The organism is Kluyvera chengduensis, from assembly GCF_044197065.1.
Classification (GTDB): Bacteria; Pseudomonadota; Gammaproteobacteria; order Enterobacterales; family Enterobacteriaceae; genus Kluyvera; species Kluyvera ascorbata_C.
The window spans coordinates 309,241-323,424 of the sequence record NZ_JBIQOI010000004.1 but is presented as its reverse complement, the minus strand read 5'-3'; the positions used below and the strand labels follow the sequence as shown (position 1 = coordinate 323,424).

Sequence of the window (14,184 nt, the reverse complement as noted above, 5' to 3'; positions counted from 1 at the left end):
TGGTCCCACCTGACCCCATGCCGAACTCAGAAGTGAAACGCCGTAGCGCCGATGGTAGTGTGGGGTCTCCCCATGCGAGAGTAGGGAACTGCCAGACATCAATTAAGTAAAAAAGCCTATCCGTCAGGATGGGCTTTTTTACGTCTGTACCAAATGAAAGTGCGGTGAATTTTCCCGGGGTCACTGTGTTCGCCCGGGCTACAGACTGCGCTGGTCGCCCGGACGAGGCGTTTTACGCCGACTCTGGGATGGTGTACGCCGCCAGATGGCGGTGTTAACGCCTTATCCGATCTACAACGACGAGCCATCACCTGTCTCAACAATATATTCCATTCTAAGCAAACACAGTGCTGAAAATAAGACTGCGCTCGCTATCTCTTTATTATGATGCGCTACCTGGATCACCGACGGGAATAAGAATAAAAAGGCGTAGAGGGTAGTTTATTGATAATAAAATTAATGGTGATGTCATTCTGACGATGACAACAAGCGCGGGATAAGGCCAGAAAGCATGCGCATTCTGGCCGTTGTGTTATTTGGTCAGTGCAACGATACCCAGCGTCAGGCCTGCCAGGGCAGCAGCACCACCGGCGATAGCGCCTGCGGTTTCCCAGTTGTCCTGTGTGGTCCCTTTCATGCAGGTGTTGGTGTGAACCAGACGGCCCTGATCGTCATAAACGGGTACACAAGGTGAGTCATGCGCGCAGCCAGCAAGCAGCGTTGCCAGCAGCGTCACCAGAATAAATTTTTTCATGATGTAGCCTCTAAATAATCCGTTTCATTACGCCAGAAATATGTCGTATTACGGAATGGCTTATTTTATCACCTGCGCTATAGCCCATTGGTAGGGGAAATAATCTCAATTTATGTGGTTCGTAAATATCGTGGAGAAGGGAGTCCGAAAACGGTGGGATTATGTAGAAATAATGAAGAAGAAAATAACGAAATGGTGCGCTATGAAGCGTAACTGATGGTGGCATAGCCTAACGTATTGAGCTTGCTCCACTAATCTTCCTGACTATTGGACAAAAAGAAAGGCGCCCGCAGGCGCCTTCTATCATGAGTGATAGCGTCACTCGGAGTGTTTGGTAAAGCGACGTCTCACGACAACGAAGAATACCGGTACGAAGAAGATAGCCAGCAGCGTCGCGGTCAGCATCCCACCCATGACGCCGGTACCGACTGCGTTCTGCGCACCACTACCTGCGCCGCGACTGATAACCAGTGGCATAACGCCGAGGATGAAGGCCAAAGAGGTCATCAGAATAGGGCGCAGACGCATGCGTGATGCCTCGAGCGTTGCTTCAATGATCCCTTTACCTTCTTTATCCATAAGATCTTTAGCAAACTCAACGATCAGAATGGCGTTCTTCGCCGATAGACCAATGGTTGTTAGCAGACCTACCTGGAAGTACACGTCGTTATTCAGGCCTCGTAATGAGGCGGCCAGAAGCGCCCCCACAACACCTAATGGCACCACTAACATAACGGAGAACGGAATAGACCAGCTCTCGTAGAGTGCTGCCAGACACAGGAAGACGACAATCAATGAGATTGCGTACAGTGCAGGTGCCTGGTTGCCGGACAAGCGTTCCTGATAGGACATTCCCGTCCAGTCAAAGCCAATACCTGAAGGCAGCTTGCTGGCCAGTTGTTCCATCAGGGTCATCGCCTCACCGGTACTCTTACCCGGAGCTGCTTCACCGAGGATCTCCATGGATGGCAGGCCATTATAACGTTCCAGACGTGGAGAGCCGTATACCCAACGTGAAGTCACGAAGGCGGAGAATGGCACCATCTCACCGTTTGAACTGCGTACGTACATGTTGTTGACATCGCTTGGCAACATGCGGAACTTAGCGTCAGCCTGAACGTAAACCTTCTTCACGCGACCGTGGTCAATAAAGTCGTTGACGTAGTAGCCGCCCAGCGCTGCAGAAATGGTCTCATTGATATCGGACAGTGAAACGCCTAATGCCTGTGCTTTTTCCTGATCGACATCGAGTTTGAACTGCGCAGTATCTTCCAGGCCGTTTGGACGCACGCGAACCAGCTGATCGGGATGCTGCTGCACCATGCCAAGAAGCTGATTACGGGCTTGGGTCAATGCCGTATGACCGAGGTTACCCTGGTCAATCAGCTCGAAGTCGAAACCGGTCGCTGTACCGAGCTCGATAATCGCCGGCATGTTGAACGGGAACACCATCGCATCTTTAATCTGGCTGAAGGCCATGGTGGCACGCTTGATGACGGATTCAGCGCTATTTTCTTCCCCGCTACGCTCATCCCACGGTTTCAGGCTCACAAACGCCATACCGGAGTTCTGACCCTGGCCGCTAAAGCTGAAGCCGTTAACGGTAAAGACGCTCTCAACGTTTGCCTTCTCGTTATTAAGGTAGTAATGCGTGACGGTATCCAATACTTTCTGCGTACGCTCCTGCGTCGCGCCAGCAGGAAGCTGAACCATGGTCAGGAATACCCCCTGGTCCTCATCCGGCAGGAAGGATGTTGGCAGGCGTACAAACAGCACCGCCATCCCGACAACAATCAGCACATAGATAAGCAGGTAACGCCCGGTGGAACGCAAGATACCGCTGACGCTATTGGTATAGTGGTTAACGCTCTGGTCAAACTTATTGTTAAACCAGCCGAAGAACCCTTTCTTCTCGTAGTGATCTGCAGAAGCAGGTTTCAGCAGCGTGGCGCATAGCGCTGGGGTCAGGATCAGGGCTACCAGAACTGATAGCGCCATTGCGGAAACAATGGTTATCGAGAACTGGCGATAGATAGCCCCGGTTGAGCCGCCAAAGAAGGCCATCGGTACGAATACCGCCGACAGTACCATCGCGATCCCGACCAGCGCACCCTGAATCTGCTCCATCGACTTCTCGGTGGCCTCGACGGGCGAGAGTTTCTCCTCAACCATCACTCGCTCGACGTTTTCCACCACCACGATGGCGTCATCGACGAGCAGGCCTATCGCGAGCACCATCCCGAACATGGTTAGGGTGTTTATCGAGTAGCCAAACATCGATAGTACGGCGAAGGTCCCGAGCAGCACCACCGGCACGGCGATAGTTGGGATAAGCGTCGCACGGATATTCTGCAAGAACAGGTACATGACGAGGAAGACGAGGATAATCGCCTCAAACAGCGTCTTAATGACTTCGTGAATCGAGATGGTCACGAACGGCGTGGTGTCATACGGATAGACCACCTTCATCCCCTGAGGGAAGAATGGCTGCAGCTCCGCGAGCTTAGCTTTGATGGCGTTGGCGGTATCCAGCGCGTTCGCGCCGGTCGCCAGCTTGATCCCAAGCCCCGATGCCGGTTTACCGTTAATACGTGCTACAACGTTGTAGTTCTCACCGCCGAGTTCAATACGCGCGACGTCGCTCAGATGCACCACCGAACCATCGGCGTTCACGCGGAGGGTCACTTTACCGAACTCAACCGGATCTTTCAGACGCGTCTGCGCAATAATCGAGGCGTTCAACTGCTGGCCTTTCACCGCTGGCGTACCGCCCAACTGGCCTGCCGCAATCTGGTCGTTCTGCACCTTTAACTGGTTAATAACATCAACCGGTGTCAGGCTGTATTTGTTCAGCAGGTTGCCGTCAAGCCAGATACGCATCGCATACTGCGCACCAAAGAGCTGGACGTCACCCACGCCGTTCAGACGGCTGATAGGGTCTTTAACGTTAGAGGCGATGTAGTCAGAAATATCGTCCTGTACGGTCGTTGGGTTATCAGAGATAAACCCCGCTACCATCAGGAAGCTGCTGCTCGACTTCTCTACGCTGATACCCTGCTGCTGTACTTCCTGTGGCAACAGAGGCGTTGCCAGAGAGAGCTTGTTCTGAACCTGAACCTGGGCGATATCCGGATCGGTACCTGACTTAAAGGTCAGGGTGATGGTCACGGAACCCGCGGAGTCACTGGTTGAGGACATGTACATCAGGTTATCGATACCATTCATATTCTGTTCGATAACCTGGGTGACGGTATCCTGCACGGTTTGCGCATCAGCACCTGGATAGGTTGCTGAAACCGCCACTGCAGGTGGAGCAATCGTTGGGTACTGAGCGATTGGCAACTGCAGGATGGCCAGGCCACCTGCAATCATCATGATGATGGCCAGAACCCAGGCAAACACCGGTCGATGGATAAAAAACTTAGACATGTGGTCGGTACCTTATTTCGCAGCAGGTGCTGCGGTATCCTCTTCAGCCTTCACGGTTGCGCCTGGGCGTACTTTCTGCAGCCCGCTGACAATCACCTTATCGCCCGCTTTCAGGCCACTGGTAATCAGCCACTGGTCGCCAACGGCCTGAGCCGCAACCACGTTGCGCGTTTCCACCTGATTCTTATCGTTCACCAGCAGAACCGTTGCATCGCCGCGTGGGGTACGAGTCACACCCTGCTGCGGAACCAGCATAGCGTTTGGATTTACGCCTTCATCAATGCGAGCGCGAACGAACATCCCTGGCAGCAGTACATGCTGCGGGTTAGGGAAAATAGCGCGAAGGGTGATAGAGCCGGTGCTTTCATCCACGGTAACGTCTGAGAACTGCAGCGAACCTTTCAGCGCGTAAGGCTGACCGTTTTCCATCAACAACTGAACGCTTTTGGCGTCGCCACCTTGCTGCAAGCTTTCTTGCTTGAGGCGCATAAAATCACTGCTGGACTGGGTGACATCGACGTAGATGGGATCCAACTGCTGTACCGTTGCCAATGCATCTGACTGCCCGTTGGTCACCAGGGCACCTTCAGTCACGCTAGATTTACCAATGCGGCCGGTGATTGGTGAGGTCACTTTGGTGTAGGCGAGGTTAATACGCGCTGTCTCAACGGCAGCTTTCGCAGCCATGACGTCAGCATCGGCCTGACGTGCTGTCGCTACCGCCTGGTCATAGTCTTGTTGGCTGATGTATTTGGTGCCTAGCAGAGGGACATAGCGCTTCACGGTCAAGTGAGCGATGACCGCTGCGGCTTCGGCTTTCGTCTGATCGCCTTTCGCGCTGTCATAGGCCGCCCGGTAGGTGGCTGGGTCTATCTGATAAAGAGACTGACCGGCCTCAACATCACTACCTTCCACAAAGTTGCGTTTCAGAATAATGCCGCTGACCTGTGGACGAACTTCAGCGACGCGAAACGCAGAGGTACGGCCTGGTAATTCGGTAGTGATGGACAATGGCGCGTTGTTCACGGTGTGAACGGTAACCTGAGGCATTGGCGCATGCGCTTGTTGGCTTCCAGAATTATCACAGCCGCTAAGTAATGCCGCAGAGATAATTAAGCTGGATAAAAGTGTAACCCTGGCGTGACTCGTCATTGCTGTTCCTTATAGATTGATAGCCAGGTTTGACTAAAAATCTGTGAAAGAAAGGGTGAATAAAAAATGCAGTTCGTTATCCTACAAATAAACATCGGTGGATGTAAGAGATAGTTATTTTTGGACAATCACCAAAGGCACGGAAACGCAAAAATAGCAGGATTAGAGAATTTATGGAGAGGGTAATGAAATGAATGCATTCATAATATGAATGTTAGTTAGTGAAATATATATTCAATGGATTTATTGATTTTCAGTACTCATCATACTTTTTGCTAAATATTGCGGTTAGTCTCAATGGTAAATTGAATTAAATTGATTTTCTATTCACCGCATATTTTGCGGTAAGTGACGCAGGCTATGGCCAGAAAAACGAAAGAAGAGGCGCTCAAGACGCGCCAGTTGCTGCTTGACTCAGCCATTGAGCAGTTTGCGCAGCGGGGCGTGAGTAACACCACGCTGACCGACATTGCTGATGCTGCAGGGGTAACCCGCGGTGCGGTTTACTGGCATTTTTCCAGCAAAAGTGAATTATTTAACGCGATGTGGGAAGAACAACTGCCGCTACGTGATTTAATTCATCATAAATTGATACAAATAGACAGCGCGAATCCACTATTAAACTTAAGAAATAAATTTGTCGTTGGTTTGCAATATATCGCTGAAACGCCGCGGCAGCGTGCACTGATGCAGATTCTGTATCATAAGTGTGAATTTAGTAGCGATATGATGCCGGAGTATGAAATCAGAAAGAAAATAGGCTTCAGCTATGATTCCATGCGGGATATATTGCAGGCTTGCGTGCGTAACAGAATATTACCTGATGATACAAACATTGAGATTATATTGATTGTATTACATAGCGCATTTAGCGGTATTATCAAAAATTGGCTGATGGACCCACTGCAGTTCGATCTCTATCAACAGGCTCCGCTGCTTGTCGACAATATTATGGCGACCGTTTGTGCTCAACGTCTGTGGGCTACCCGGCCTACACTGGTTGTTAACCAGTAACTGCTGATCCTATCAGGCAGGGAAGCCTGAAGATTATTCATCTGACTCTGCTTCTGCTGTCCTCTGCTTTCGGCTTCTGTCATCTTATTCTTCTACTCATCATCCCCGTAACGAGGTGTTTATGAACGCGATTTCCCGTCAGATTGGCGACTTTCTGGTGACGCCGCTCAGCGACGGTAATATGGCAGCGAGTCTCGAACTCCTGTCCGGTATTAGCACGACAGAGGCCGGGGAGATCCAGAAGCAGGCAGGGATTACCGAGCCTGGAAATCTGCATATCTATGGTTATCTTATCCGTGGGCGCGGGCGAACGATTCTGGTGGACTCAGGAACAGGCGGCGTCAATAACGTAGGCGGGCAGCTGAAAGCCAATTTACAGGGGGCTGGTGTCCAGCCTGAAGCGGTGGATACGGTATTGCTGACTCACGCTCATCCTGACCATCTGGGGGGCTTGCTGGATGAGGAAGGCATGGCGGTTTACCCAAATGCCGAGCTCTATCTGCATCCGCTTGAGAAGGCGTTCTGGCTGGACGATGCGCGGTTTGCGCAGGCTAACGAACGTCAGCGGCGTAATTTTATCCGCGCGCGCCAGACGCTAGCCACCTACGGCGAGCGCGTTCACTTGCTCAGCGAAGCGCCGATTGCCGAGGGCATTCATCCCGTCCCTCTGCCTGGGCACACGCCGGGGCATACGGGGTTCAGAATTGATACTCCGGAAGCTAGCCTGATTATCTGGGGTGACATCGTTCACTTTCCCCATATTCAGACCGCACACCCTGGGGTGAGCATCGCTTTTGATATCGATAGCGAACAGGCGGAAGCATCGCGTAAGCGTATTCTGGCGCAGGCGGTTGCAGAAAAGCTGCTGGTGGCGGGGATGCACTTTGGTGGGTCGGGCTTTGCGCGGGTTATTCCTGAAGATCAGGGCTATCGCATCGTCTACGCTGAGGCGTAAAACAGGCAATAAAAAAGGCGCTTCCCCATGCCGAGTAGCGCCTTCAAAATCAAGCAATTAACTGATTAGTATCAGTTCATGCCGTATTTTTTCAGTTTCTTACGCAGAGTACCACGGTTGATGCCCATCATCAGGGCTGCGCGGGTCTGGTTACCACGGGTGTATTGCATCACCATGTCCAACAGGGGCTGTTCTACTTCAGCCAGTACCAGCTCATACAGGTCATTAACATCCTGACCGTTCAGTTGAGCAAAATAGTTCTTCAGTGCCTGTTTAACCGAGTCACGCAGGGGTTTTTGAGTTACCTGATCCTGAGAGTTAACGGTAGAAACGGTCAGTACGTCAGAATTTACGCGTTGTTCGAACATAGTTCTGTCAGCTCTTTATTTCATTACGCAAGATTTTCGAAGTATGCCTCCAACGCCTCCAGCTGTACGCTGGCATCCTCTATGGCGTTGAATGTGCGCCGAAACTGGTCATTTGGAGCGTGTTCCTGGAGATACCAGGATACGTGTTTACGCGCGATTCGGTACCCTTTTGCCTGACCATAAAAGTCATGCAGTTCCCGAACGTGCGCACAAAGCAAGCGCTTAATCTCTGCCAGTGGCAGTGGAGCAAGCAACTCCCCAGTGTCCAGATAATGCTGGATTTCCCGAAAGATCCAGGGTCTTCCCTGAGCGGCACGTCCTATCATCAGGGCATCAGCCCCCGTATAGTCGAGTACAGCTCTGGCTTTAAGCGGGTCAGTAATGTCACCATTCGCGATAACCGGAATGGAAACTTTCTGCTTAACTGCCCGAATGCTGTCGTATTCAGCTTCACCATTGAACAAACAGGCGCGTGTGCGTCCATGAATGGTCAGGGCCTGAATGCCACAGTCTTCGGCCAGTTGGGCAATCTCTACACAGTTACGGTGTTCCGGCGACCAACCCGTGCGAATCTTTAACGTAACAGGAACGTCCACTGCGCTGACAACCGCCGTCAGGATTGACTTCACCTGGTCGGGGTATTGCAGAAGGGCTGAACCTGCAAGCTTGCGATTCACTTTTTTGGCCGGGCAACCCATATTGATATCAATAATTTGGGCGCCACTTTCCACGTTGATACGCGCGGCATCTGCCATCTCTTCAGGCACGCTTCCGGCAATTTGCACGGTACGAATACCTGGTTCATCAATGTGCACCATCCGAAGGCGGGACTTATCGCTTTCCCAGACCTGCGGGTTAGACGACATCATCTCGGAAACGGTTAAACCTGCTCCCATCTCATAGCACAGCGTCCTGAACGGCCGGTCGGTAATACCTGCCATAGGTGCTGCGATCAGTCGATTTCTGAGCTGGTGTTGTCCGATACGCATGAGTTAAGAAATGACCATACTGTGACTGCAAGGCGGCGTATATTACGCATTTTTTGCACGAGATGAAAGGCCAAACTTTAACCAATCCTCTGAGGTGGATCAAAGAATCGCAGTAAGCGCGATCGCTACTAAAGAATTAATTATATAAATCATCTAATTAGAAAATTATGGCGATTTTATCTACATCTATATTTTTGAGTAACTTCTCACTTTTTCTTCGACTGAGGGAGATCTGGCAAGATAATCTGCTGATTTAATCAGCAGATTATTGTGACATAGTGTGACAATGCTCCCATTTCAGGACATGATCCCGACACTATTCTGCGGCTTATTCGACAACAACACGGCCATTGAGCGGCTGTGCTGGTCGGTTGTTGTCATGGTGCATCGTGTGGGTGAATTTTTTCAGCAGCGTTTCTGAAAGGGTCATTGGGTGCTTAAGGACAATCCAGGTCAACCTCTGAGAGCAAGGTGGCCTCCAGAGAGGCCACAAGAAGGGACTATTTTTTGCGGCCGGTAATGCGGCACCACTCTTCTTTCTCCACGACGGCGTCGAGGTCAAAGAGATCGGCATAGGCTTCACAGATACTTTCCGCCTGGCTTGCCAGGATACCGGAAAGCCCCAGCAGACCGCCTGTAACCGGCAGCACGCTGATTAACGGTGCCAGCTCGCGTAATGGGCCAGCCAGGATGTTTGCGACCACGACATCGGCTTTCATGGCTTCTGGCTGATCCTGCGGTAGGTACAATTCCAGACGCTCAGAGACGCCGTTACGCTGGGCGTTATCGCGGCTAGCCTGAATAGCCTGCGGATCGATGTCGATCCCGATCGCTTTTGCGGCACCTAACTTCAGCGCGGCGATCGCGAGGATCCCGGAACCACAACCAAAGTCGATGACCGTTTTGCCGGCTAAATCCAGCCCGTCCAGCCACTGCAAACACAGGGAGGTAGTTGGGTGCGTACCGGTGCCGAAGGCCAGGCCTGGATCGAGCATCACGTTAACGGCGTTAACGTCCGGCACATCGCGCCAGCTTGGGCAGATCCATAGGCGCTCGCCAAAGCGCATTGGATGGAAGTTATCCATCCACTCGCGTTCCCAGTCTTTATCTTCTAACTGTTCAATTTTGTGGGCGAAGCCTTCACCCAACAGCGGATGCTGTTCCAGGATGGCAACCACCTCTTTCATGTCGGTTTCTGCATCGAACAGGCCGATAACGTCGGTATCGCCCCACAGACGCGTTTCACCCGGCAGCGGCTCAAAGACCGGCGTGTCATGCGTATCCTGGAAGGTGATGGAGACCGAGCCGGCTTCCATCAGCGCATCGCTAAGATCTTCGGCATTGGCGCCGGTTGTGTTCAGTTTTAGTTGGATCCACGGCATGGCAAAACTCTTTATTTATCAGAAGAAATTACGGCAGCTTGTGGGACGGGTTGACCAAAACGGTTCCCAACCATAAACGCCAGCAAACTTAGCAGTAACGAGGGCACAATCGGATGGAAGCCCAGATACTGAATATTAAACGTGGCCAGCACGGCATACAGTACGCCGCCGACAATCATCGCACTCAGCGCCCCGGCAGCGTTCGCCCGCTCCCAGTACAGACCGAGCACTAATGGCCACAGGAACACCGCTTCCAGCCCGCCAAAGGCGAGCAGATTTAGCCAGATAATCATCTCCGGCGGACGCCAGGCGGCGAGCATCATCAGAATACCGAGCACCAGCGTCGTCCATGTGGAGATGCGCTTAATGCGGTGCTCATTACGAATTTTAGTCGGGCTCGCGCTGAGCCACAGATCTTTAATGATGGTCGCCGACGCTTGCAGCAGGTGGGCGTTCACGTTCGACATAATAGCGGCCATCGGCGCGGCAAGGAACAGACCGGCTGCCCACGGCGGTAATACCTGCACCATCAGCGTCGGAATAACCAGATCTGGTACGGTCAGGTGCGGCAGCACGGCGCGGCCCAGCGCACCCGCCAGGTGCATCCCTAGCATCAGTATCGCTACTACGATGGTGCCGATGATAATCCCGCGATGCACCGCCTTGCTGTCTTTATAAGAGATGCAGCGAACGGCGGTATGCGGCAGGCCAATCACCCCGAAACAGACCAGCACCCAGAAGGAGGTCATAAAGGTTGGCGTCAGGATATCGTCCGCACCGTGCGGCGAGACCAGCTGCGGGTTAATCTGCTCCAGCGTATCGACGGCATTGTGTAGCCCACCTGCGGCGTGCACCACGCCGACCAGCAGCACAATGGTGCCAATCAGCATCACCATGCCCTGCATAGTGTCGTTAAGCACGCTGGCGCGGAAGCCGCCAAAGGCGGTGTACAGCGCAATCGTGATGCCGAAAATCAGCAGGCCGTTTTCATACTTAATGCCCGCCGCCGTCTCCAGCAGGCGTGCGCCGCCGATAAACTGCACCGCAATCGCGCCGACGAAAGCAACCAACAGGCTGATACTGGCAATCCACACTACTGCGCGGTTCTGGTAGCGCGCCTGCAGCATGTCGTTGAGAGTAATGGCGTTATAGCGTCGCGCCAGAATGGCGAACTTTTTACCGAGTACCCCCAGCGACAGCCAGATAGTCGGCACCTGGATCAGCGCCAGCAGCACCCAGCCCAGCCCGTATTTATAGGCGGCACCCGGCCCGCCGATAAACGAGCTGGCGCTGATATAGGTGGTGGTCAACGTCATCGCCAGCACAAAACCGCCCATCGAACGGCTGCCGAGGAAATATTCGCTGAGGAAGGAGCCGGTGCTGCGTTTACGCATGGCATACAGCGACAGGCCGAACACCACGAACAGGTAAAGCACGAGAACGACGATAATCTCAGTTTGCATCTTTATCCTCCAGCGGGATGTCGCGGAAGACAAAGCGGACCATCAGCCAGCACAGCAAAATAAAAATCAGCGGCATCAGCAGGCAGGCCATTTCAAACCAGTGCGGTAGACCTGTGATACCCTGCGTGGAGTCAGGTAAGTAAGCACACGCTAACCACGCAGCAAGATAGAGAAGGGTTAGCCAAAGCGCCCAGCGCGCCTCTTTATGGGCCTGAACAAAACGCCTGTCCATTTTTTGTCCCTTGTGGATGAAGAAAGCGGGGATTGTACCGCAAGGAAAAGATGAGGGGAGAGAAAAAGAAAAAAGGCCGGGAAATCCGGCCTTTTGCTGCGATAACAGGATTATTTTTCCTGTAATCCGAGTTTTTTCTCCAGGTAGTGGATGTTGGTACCACCATGCTGGAAGTTCTCGTCGGCCATGATACGCATCTGCAGATCAACGTTGGTTTTGATACCGTCGATGATCAGTTCCTGCAGCGCGTTCTTCATGCGAGCAATTGCCACGTCACGGGTCTCACCGTAACAGATGAGTTTGCCGATCATTGAGTCATAGTACGGTGGTACGGTGTAGCCAGCGTAAATATGAGATTCCCAACGAACGCCAAAGCCGCCCGGCGCGTGGAAGCGGGTAATTTTACCCGGGCTTGGCAGGAAGGTGTCTGGGTCTTCGGCGTTGATACGGCATTCTACCGCATGGCCACGGACATGGACTTCTTCTTGCTTGATGGACAGCGGCTGACCGGCAGCGATACGCAGCTGCTCTTTGATAAGGTCAACGCCGGTGATCATCTCGGTAACCGGGTGCTCTACCTGGATACGGGTGTTCATTTCGATGAAATAGAACTCGCCGTTTTCGAACAGGAACTCGAAAGTACCTGCGCCACGGTAGCCGATATCCACGCACGCTTTCGCGCAGCGTTCGCCGATGTAGCGACGAAGTTCCGGGGTAATACCCGGCGCTGGTGCTTCTTCGACAACTTTCTGGTGACGACGCTGCATGGAGCAGTCACGTTCAGCCAGATAGATAGCGTTGCCCTGACCGTCAGCCAGTACCTGAATCTCGACGTGGCGAGGATTTTCCAGGTATTTTTCCATGTAAACCATGTCGTTGCTGAAAGCCGCTTTGGCTTCCGCTTTGGTCATGGCAATAGACTGCGCCAGGTCTGCGTCGTTGCGCACAACGCGCATACCGCGACCGCCGCCGCCGCCGGAGGCTTTGATGATAACCGGGTAGCCGATGCGTTTAGCATGCGCGCGGTTAACGTCCATATCTTCGCCCAGCGGGCCGTCAGAGCCAGGAACGGTTGGTACGCCCGCTTTCTTCATGGCGGTGATCGCGGACACTTTGTCGCCCATCAGGCGAATGGTGTCGGCTTTCGGGCCGATGAAGATAAAGCCGGAACGTTCAACCTGCTCGGCAAAGTTGGCGTTCTCAGAGAGGAAGCCATAGCCTGGGTGAATCGCAACAGCCCCGGTGATCTCAGCAGCGCTGATAATAGCCGGGATGTTCAGATAGCTTTTTACGGACTGAGCCGGGCCAATACAGACCGTTTCATCCGCCAGCAGTACGTGTTTTAAATCGCGGTCCGCAGTGGAGTGCACAGCCACGGTCTTGATGCCCAGTTCTTTACAGGCACGAAGAATACGCAGTGCAATCTCGCCGCGGTTGGCGATGACAATTTTATCCAGCATCTTCGCCTCGTTACTCGATGACGACCAGAGGCTCGTCAAATTCAACTGGCTGACCGCTTTCTACCAGGATTGCTTTCACAGTCCCTGCTTTGTCAGCTTCGATCTGGTTCATCATTTTCATCGCTTCAACGATGCACAGGGTATCGCCTACGTTTACTTTCTGACCAACTTCCACGAATGCTTTCGCGTCCGGGCCTGGGGTGCGATAGAAAGTACCAACCATCGGGGAACGTACGATGTGACCACTGATTTCAGCTTTAGCCGGAGCTTCAACTGCAGCTGGTGCGGCTGCTGCAACAGGTGCTTGCGCTTGCATGACAGGCGCTGCGTAGGCCTGTTGCATCACTGGCATACCGGTGTTCGGAGCAGAGCGGCTGATGCGCACTGACTCTTCACCTTCAGAAATTTCCAGTTCGTTGATGCCAGACTCTTCGACCAGCTCGATCAGTTTTTTAATCTTACGAATATCCATGAGTGGGTTCCGTACTCTTTGTTTAGTTTGATTGTGACAGGCGTTTTACCGCCGTCTGTAAAGCGTATGAATAGCCGTCAGCCCCGAGTCCGCAGATAACGCCAGAAGCGATATCAGACAGATACGAGTGATGGCGGAATGGTTCGCGCGCATGGACGTTGCTCAGGTGGATCTCGATAAACGGGATACTCACCGCCAGCAACGCATCGCGAAGGGCAACGCTCGTGTGCGTGAACGCGGCCGGATTAATCAGGATATAGTCAATATTGTCTTTAGCCTGATGAATACGGTCGATGAGGACGTACTCGGCGTTGGATTGCAGGCTGTCGAGCGTGACGTTCAGGGTTTCAGCTTCCGCGGTTAAGCGGCTTACGATCTGGGAAAGCGTCAGCGTGCCGTACTTCTCTGGCTCACGGGTGCCTAACATATTCAGGTTCGGACCGTTCAAAAGCAAAATGCGAAACTTGTCAGTCATTGTGCTGCTATCTCCTGCAATTCTCGGGTAAAAAACAAA

13 protein-coding genes, 1 rRNA gene and 1 pseudogene are annotated in these 14,184 nt (G+C 52.7%); 3 read left to right on the top strand and 12 right to left on the bottom strand.

Annotation, left to right across the window (positions count from 1 at the left end; translation table 11 throughout):
• Positions 1-97, top strand: a 5S ribosomal RNA gene (gene rrf, locus ACH1XZ_RS14135); the annotation flags it as partial.
• Positions 98-532: 435 nt separating this feature from the next.
• Here the strand turns inward: rrf and ACH1XZ_RS14130 are convergent.
• The 3 genes from ACH1XZ_RS14130 to ACH1XZ_RS14120 form a co-directional block, all read right to left on the bottom strand.
• Positions 533-754 carry a lipoprotein gene (locus ACH1XZ_RS14130; RefSeq protein WP_035891258.1) on the bottom strand — a complete coding sequence of 74 codons (222 nt, stop codon included), beginning with the start codon at positions 752-754 and terminating at the stop codon, positions 533-535.
• A gap of 318 nt (positions 755-1,072) precedes the next feature.
• Positions 1,073-4,183, bottom strand: a complete 3,111-nt coding sequence (locus tag ACH1XZ_RS14125) for an efflux RND transporter permease subunit (RefSeq protein ID WP_395596053.1) — start codon at positions 4,181-4,183, stop codon at positions 1,073-1,075.
• 12 nt (positions 4,184-4,195) lie between these two features.
• Positions 4,196-5,335, bottom strand: coding sequence for an efflux RND transporter periplasmic adaptor subunit (locus ACH1XZ_RS14120; protein WP_395596052.1), 1,140 nt, complete (start codon positions 5,333-5,335; stop codon positions 4,196-4,198).
• Positions 5,336-5,695: 360 nt separating this feature from the next.
• Here ACH1XZ_RS14120 and envR point away from each other — a divergent pair, with 360 nt between their 5' ends.
• Positions 5,696-6,349: an acrEF/envCD operon transcriptional regulator gene (gene envR / locus ACH1XZ_RS14115; protein ID WP_395596051.1), complete on the top strand. Its 654-nt coding sequence runs from the start codon at positions 5,696-5,698 to the stop codon at positions 6,347-6,349.
• 121 nt (positions 6,350-6,470) lie between these two features.
• Positions 6,471-7,304, top strand: coding sequence for an MBL fold metallo-hydrolase (locus ACH1XZ_RS14110; protein ID WP_395596050.1), 834 nt, complete (start codon positions 6,471-6,473; stop codon positions 7,302-7,304).
• 71 nt (positions 7,305-7,375) lie between these two features.
• On the opposite strand, the gene fis is transcribed toward ACH1XZ_RS14110, so the two are convergent.
• The 9 genes and pseudogenes from fis to aroQ form a co-directional block, all read right to left on the bottom strand.
• A complete protein-coding gene (gene fis, locus ACH1XZ_RS14105; RefSeq protein WP_000462905.1) occupies positions 7,376-7,672 on the bottom strand; it encodes a DNA-binding transcriptional regulator Fis in 297 nt (98 codons plus the stop codon).
• 23 nt (positions 7,673-7,695) lie between these two features.
• Entirely contained in the window at positions 7,696-8,661 is a 966-nt protein-coding gene (dusB, locus tag ACH1XZ_RS14100; RefSeq protein ID WP_395596049.1) for a tRNA dihydrouridine synthase DusB, read from the bottom strand.
• Between the two features lie 328 nt (positions 8,662-8,989).
• Positions 8,990-9,145: pseudogene (locus tag ACH1XZ_RS14095) on the bottom strand (carbonic anhydrase family protein); the annotation flags it as partial.
• Positions 9,146-9,161: 16 nt separating this feature from the next.
• Positions 9,162-10,043, bottom strand: coding sequence for a 50S ribosomal protein L11 methyltransferase (prmA, locus tag ACH1XZ_RS14090; protein ID WP_395596048.1), 882 nt, complete (start codon positions 10,041-10,043; stop codon positions 9,162-9,164).
• 11 nt (positions 10,044-10,054) lie between these two features.
• Positions 10,055-11,506: a sodium/pantothenate symporter gene (gene panF / locus ACH1XZ_RS14085; protein WP_395596047.1), complete on the bottom strand. Its 1,452-nt coding sequence runs from the start codon at positions 11,504-11,506 to the stop codon at positions 10,055-10,057.
• Positions 11,496-11,738, bottom strand: a complete 243-nt coding sequence (locus tag ACH1XZ_RS14080) for a YhdT family protein (protein ID WP_395596046.1) — start codon at positions 11,736-11,738, stop codon at positions 11,496-11,498. Before ACH1XZ_RS14080 ends, panF begins: the two co-directional genes overlap by 11 nt.
• A 110-nt stretch (positions 11,739-11,848) precedes the next feature.
• Positions 11,849-13,198, bottom strand: coding sequence for an acetyl-CoA carboxylase biotin carboxylase subunit (gene accC, locus ACH1XZ_RS14075; RefSeq protein WP_395596045.1), 1,350 nt, complete (start codon positions 13,196-13,198; stop codon positions 11,849-11,851).
• A gap of 10 nt (positions 13,199-13,208) precedes the next feature.
• The gene (accB, locus tag ACH1XZ_RS14070) at positions 13,209-13,670 is read right to left on the bottom strand and encodes an acetyl-CoA carboxylase biotin carboxyl carrier protein (RefSeq protein ID WP_395596044.1); all 462 of its coding nucleotides are present in this window, start codon (positions 13,668-13,670) and stop codon (positions 13,209-13,211) included.
• A 22-nt stretch (positions 13,671-13,692) separates the two neighbouring features.
• Positions 13,693-14,145 carry a type II 3-dehydroquinate dehydratase gene (aroQ, locus tag ACH1XZ_RS14065; RefSeq protein WP_035891225.1) on the bottom strand — a complete coding sequence of 151 codons (453 nt, stop codon included), beginning with the start codon at positions 14,143-14,145 and terminating at the stop codon, positions 13,693-13,695.
• Positions 14,146-14,184: the final 39 nt, after the last annotated feature.

Bases quoted from the DNA above. Each gene is read 5' to 3' on its own strand.
- aroQ (WP_035891225.1), bottom strand. From the start codon at position 14,145: ATGACTGACAAGTTTCGCATTTTGCTTTTGAACGGTCCGAACCTGAAT.
- envR (WP_395596051.1), top strand. From the start codon at position 5,696: ATGGCCAGAAAAACGAAAGAAGAGGCGCTCAAGACGCGCCAGTTGCTG.
- ACH1XZ_RS14130 (WP_035891258.1), bottom strand. From the start codon at position 754: ATGAAAAAATTTATTCTGGTGACGCTGCTGGCAACGCTGCTTGCTGGC.
- ACH1XZ_RS14125 (WP_395596053.1), bottom strand. From the start codon at position 4,183: ATGTCTAAGTTTTTTATCCATCGACCGGTGTTTGCCTGGGTTCTGGCC.
- ACH1XZ_RS14080 (WP_395596046.1), bottom strand. From the start codon at position 11,738: ATGGACAGGCGTTTTGTTCAGGCCCATAAAGAGGCGCGCTGGGCGCTT.
- fis (WP_000462905.1), bottom strand. From the start codon at position 7,672: ATGTTCGAACAACGCGTAAATTCTGACGTACTGACCGTTTCTACCGTT.
- accB (WP_395596044.1), bottom strand. From the start codon at position 13,670: ATGGATATTCGTAAGATTAAAAAACTGATCGAGCTGGTCGAAGAGTCT.
- panF (WP_395596047.1), bottom strand. From the start codon at position 11,506: ATGCAAACTGAGATTATCGTCGTTCTCGTGCTTTACCTGTTCGTGGTG.
- prmA (WP_395596048.1), bottom strand. From the start codon at position 10,043: ATGCCGTGGATCCAACTAAAACTGAACACAACCGGCGCCAATGCCGAA.
- ACH1XZ_RS14110 (WP_395596050.1), top strand. From the start codon at position 6,471: ATGAACGCGATTTCCCGTCAGATTGGCGACTTTCTGGTGACGCCGCTC.
- ACH1XZ_RS14120 (WP_395596052.1), bottom strand. From the start codon at position 5,335: ATGACGAGTCACGCCAGGGTTACACTTTTATCCAGCTTAATTATCTCT.
- dusB (WP_395596049.1), bottom strand. From the start codon at position 8,661: ATGCGTATCGGACAACACCAGCTCAGAAATCGACTGATCGCAGCACCT.
- accC (WP_395596045.1), bottom strand. From the start codon at position 13,198: ATGCTGGATAAAATTGTCATCGCCAACCGCGGCGAGATTGCACTGCGT.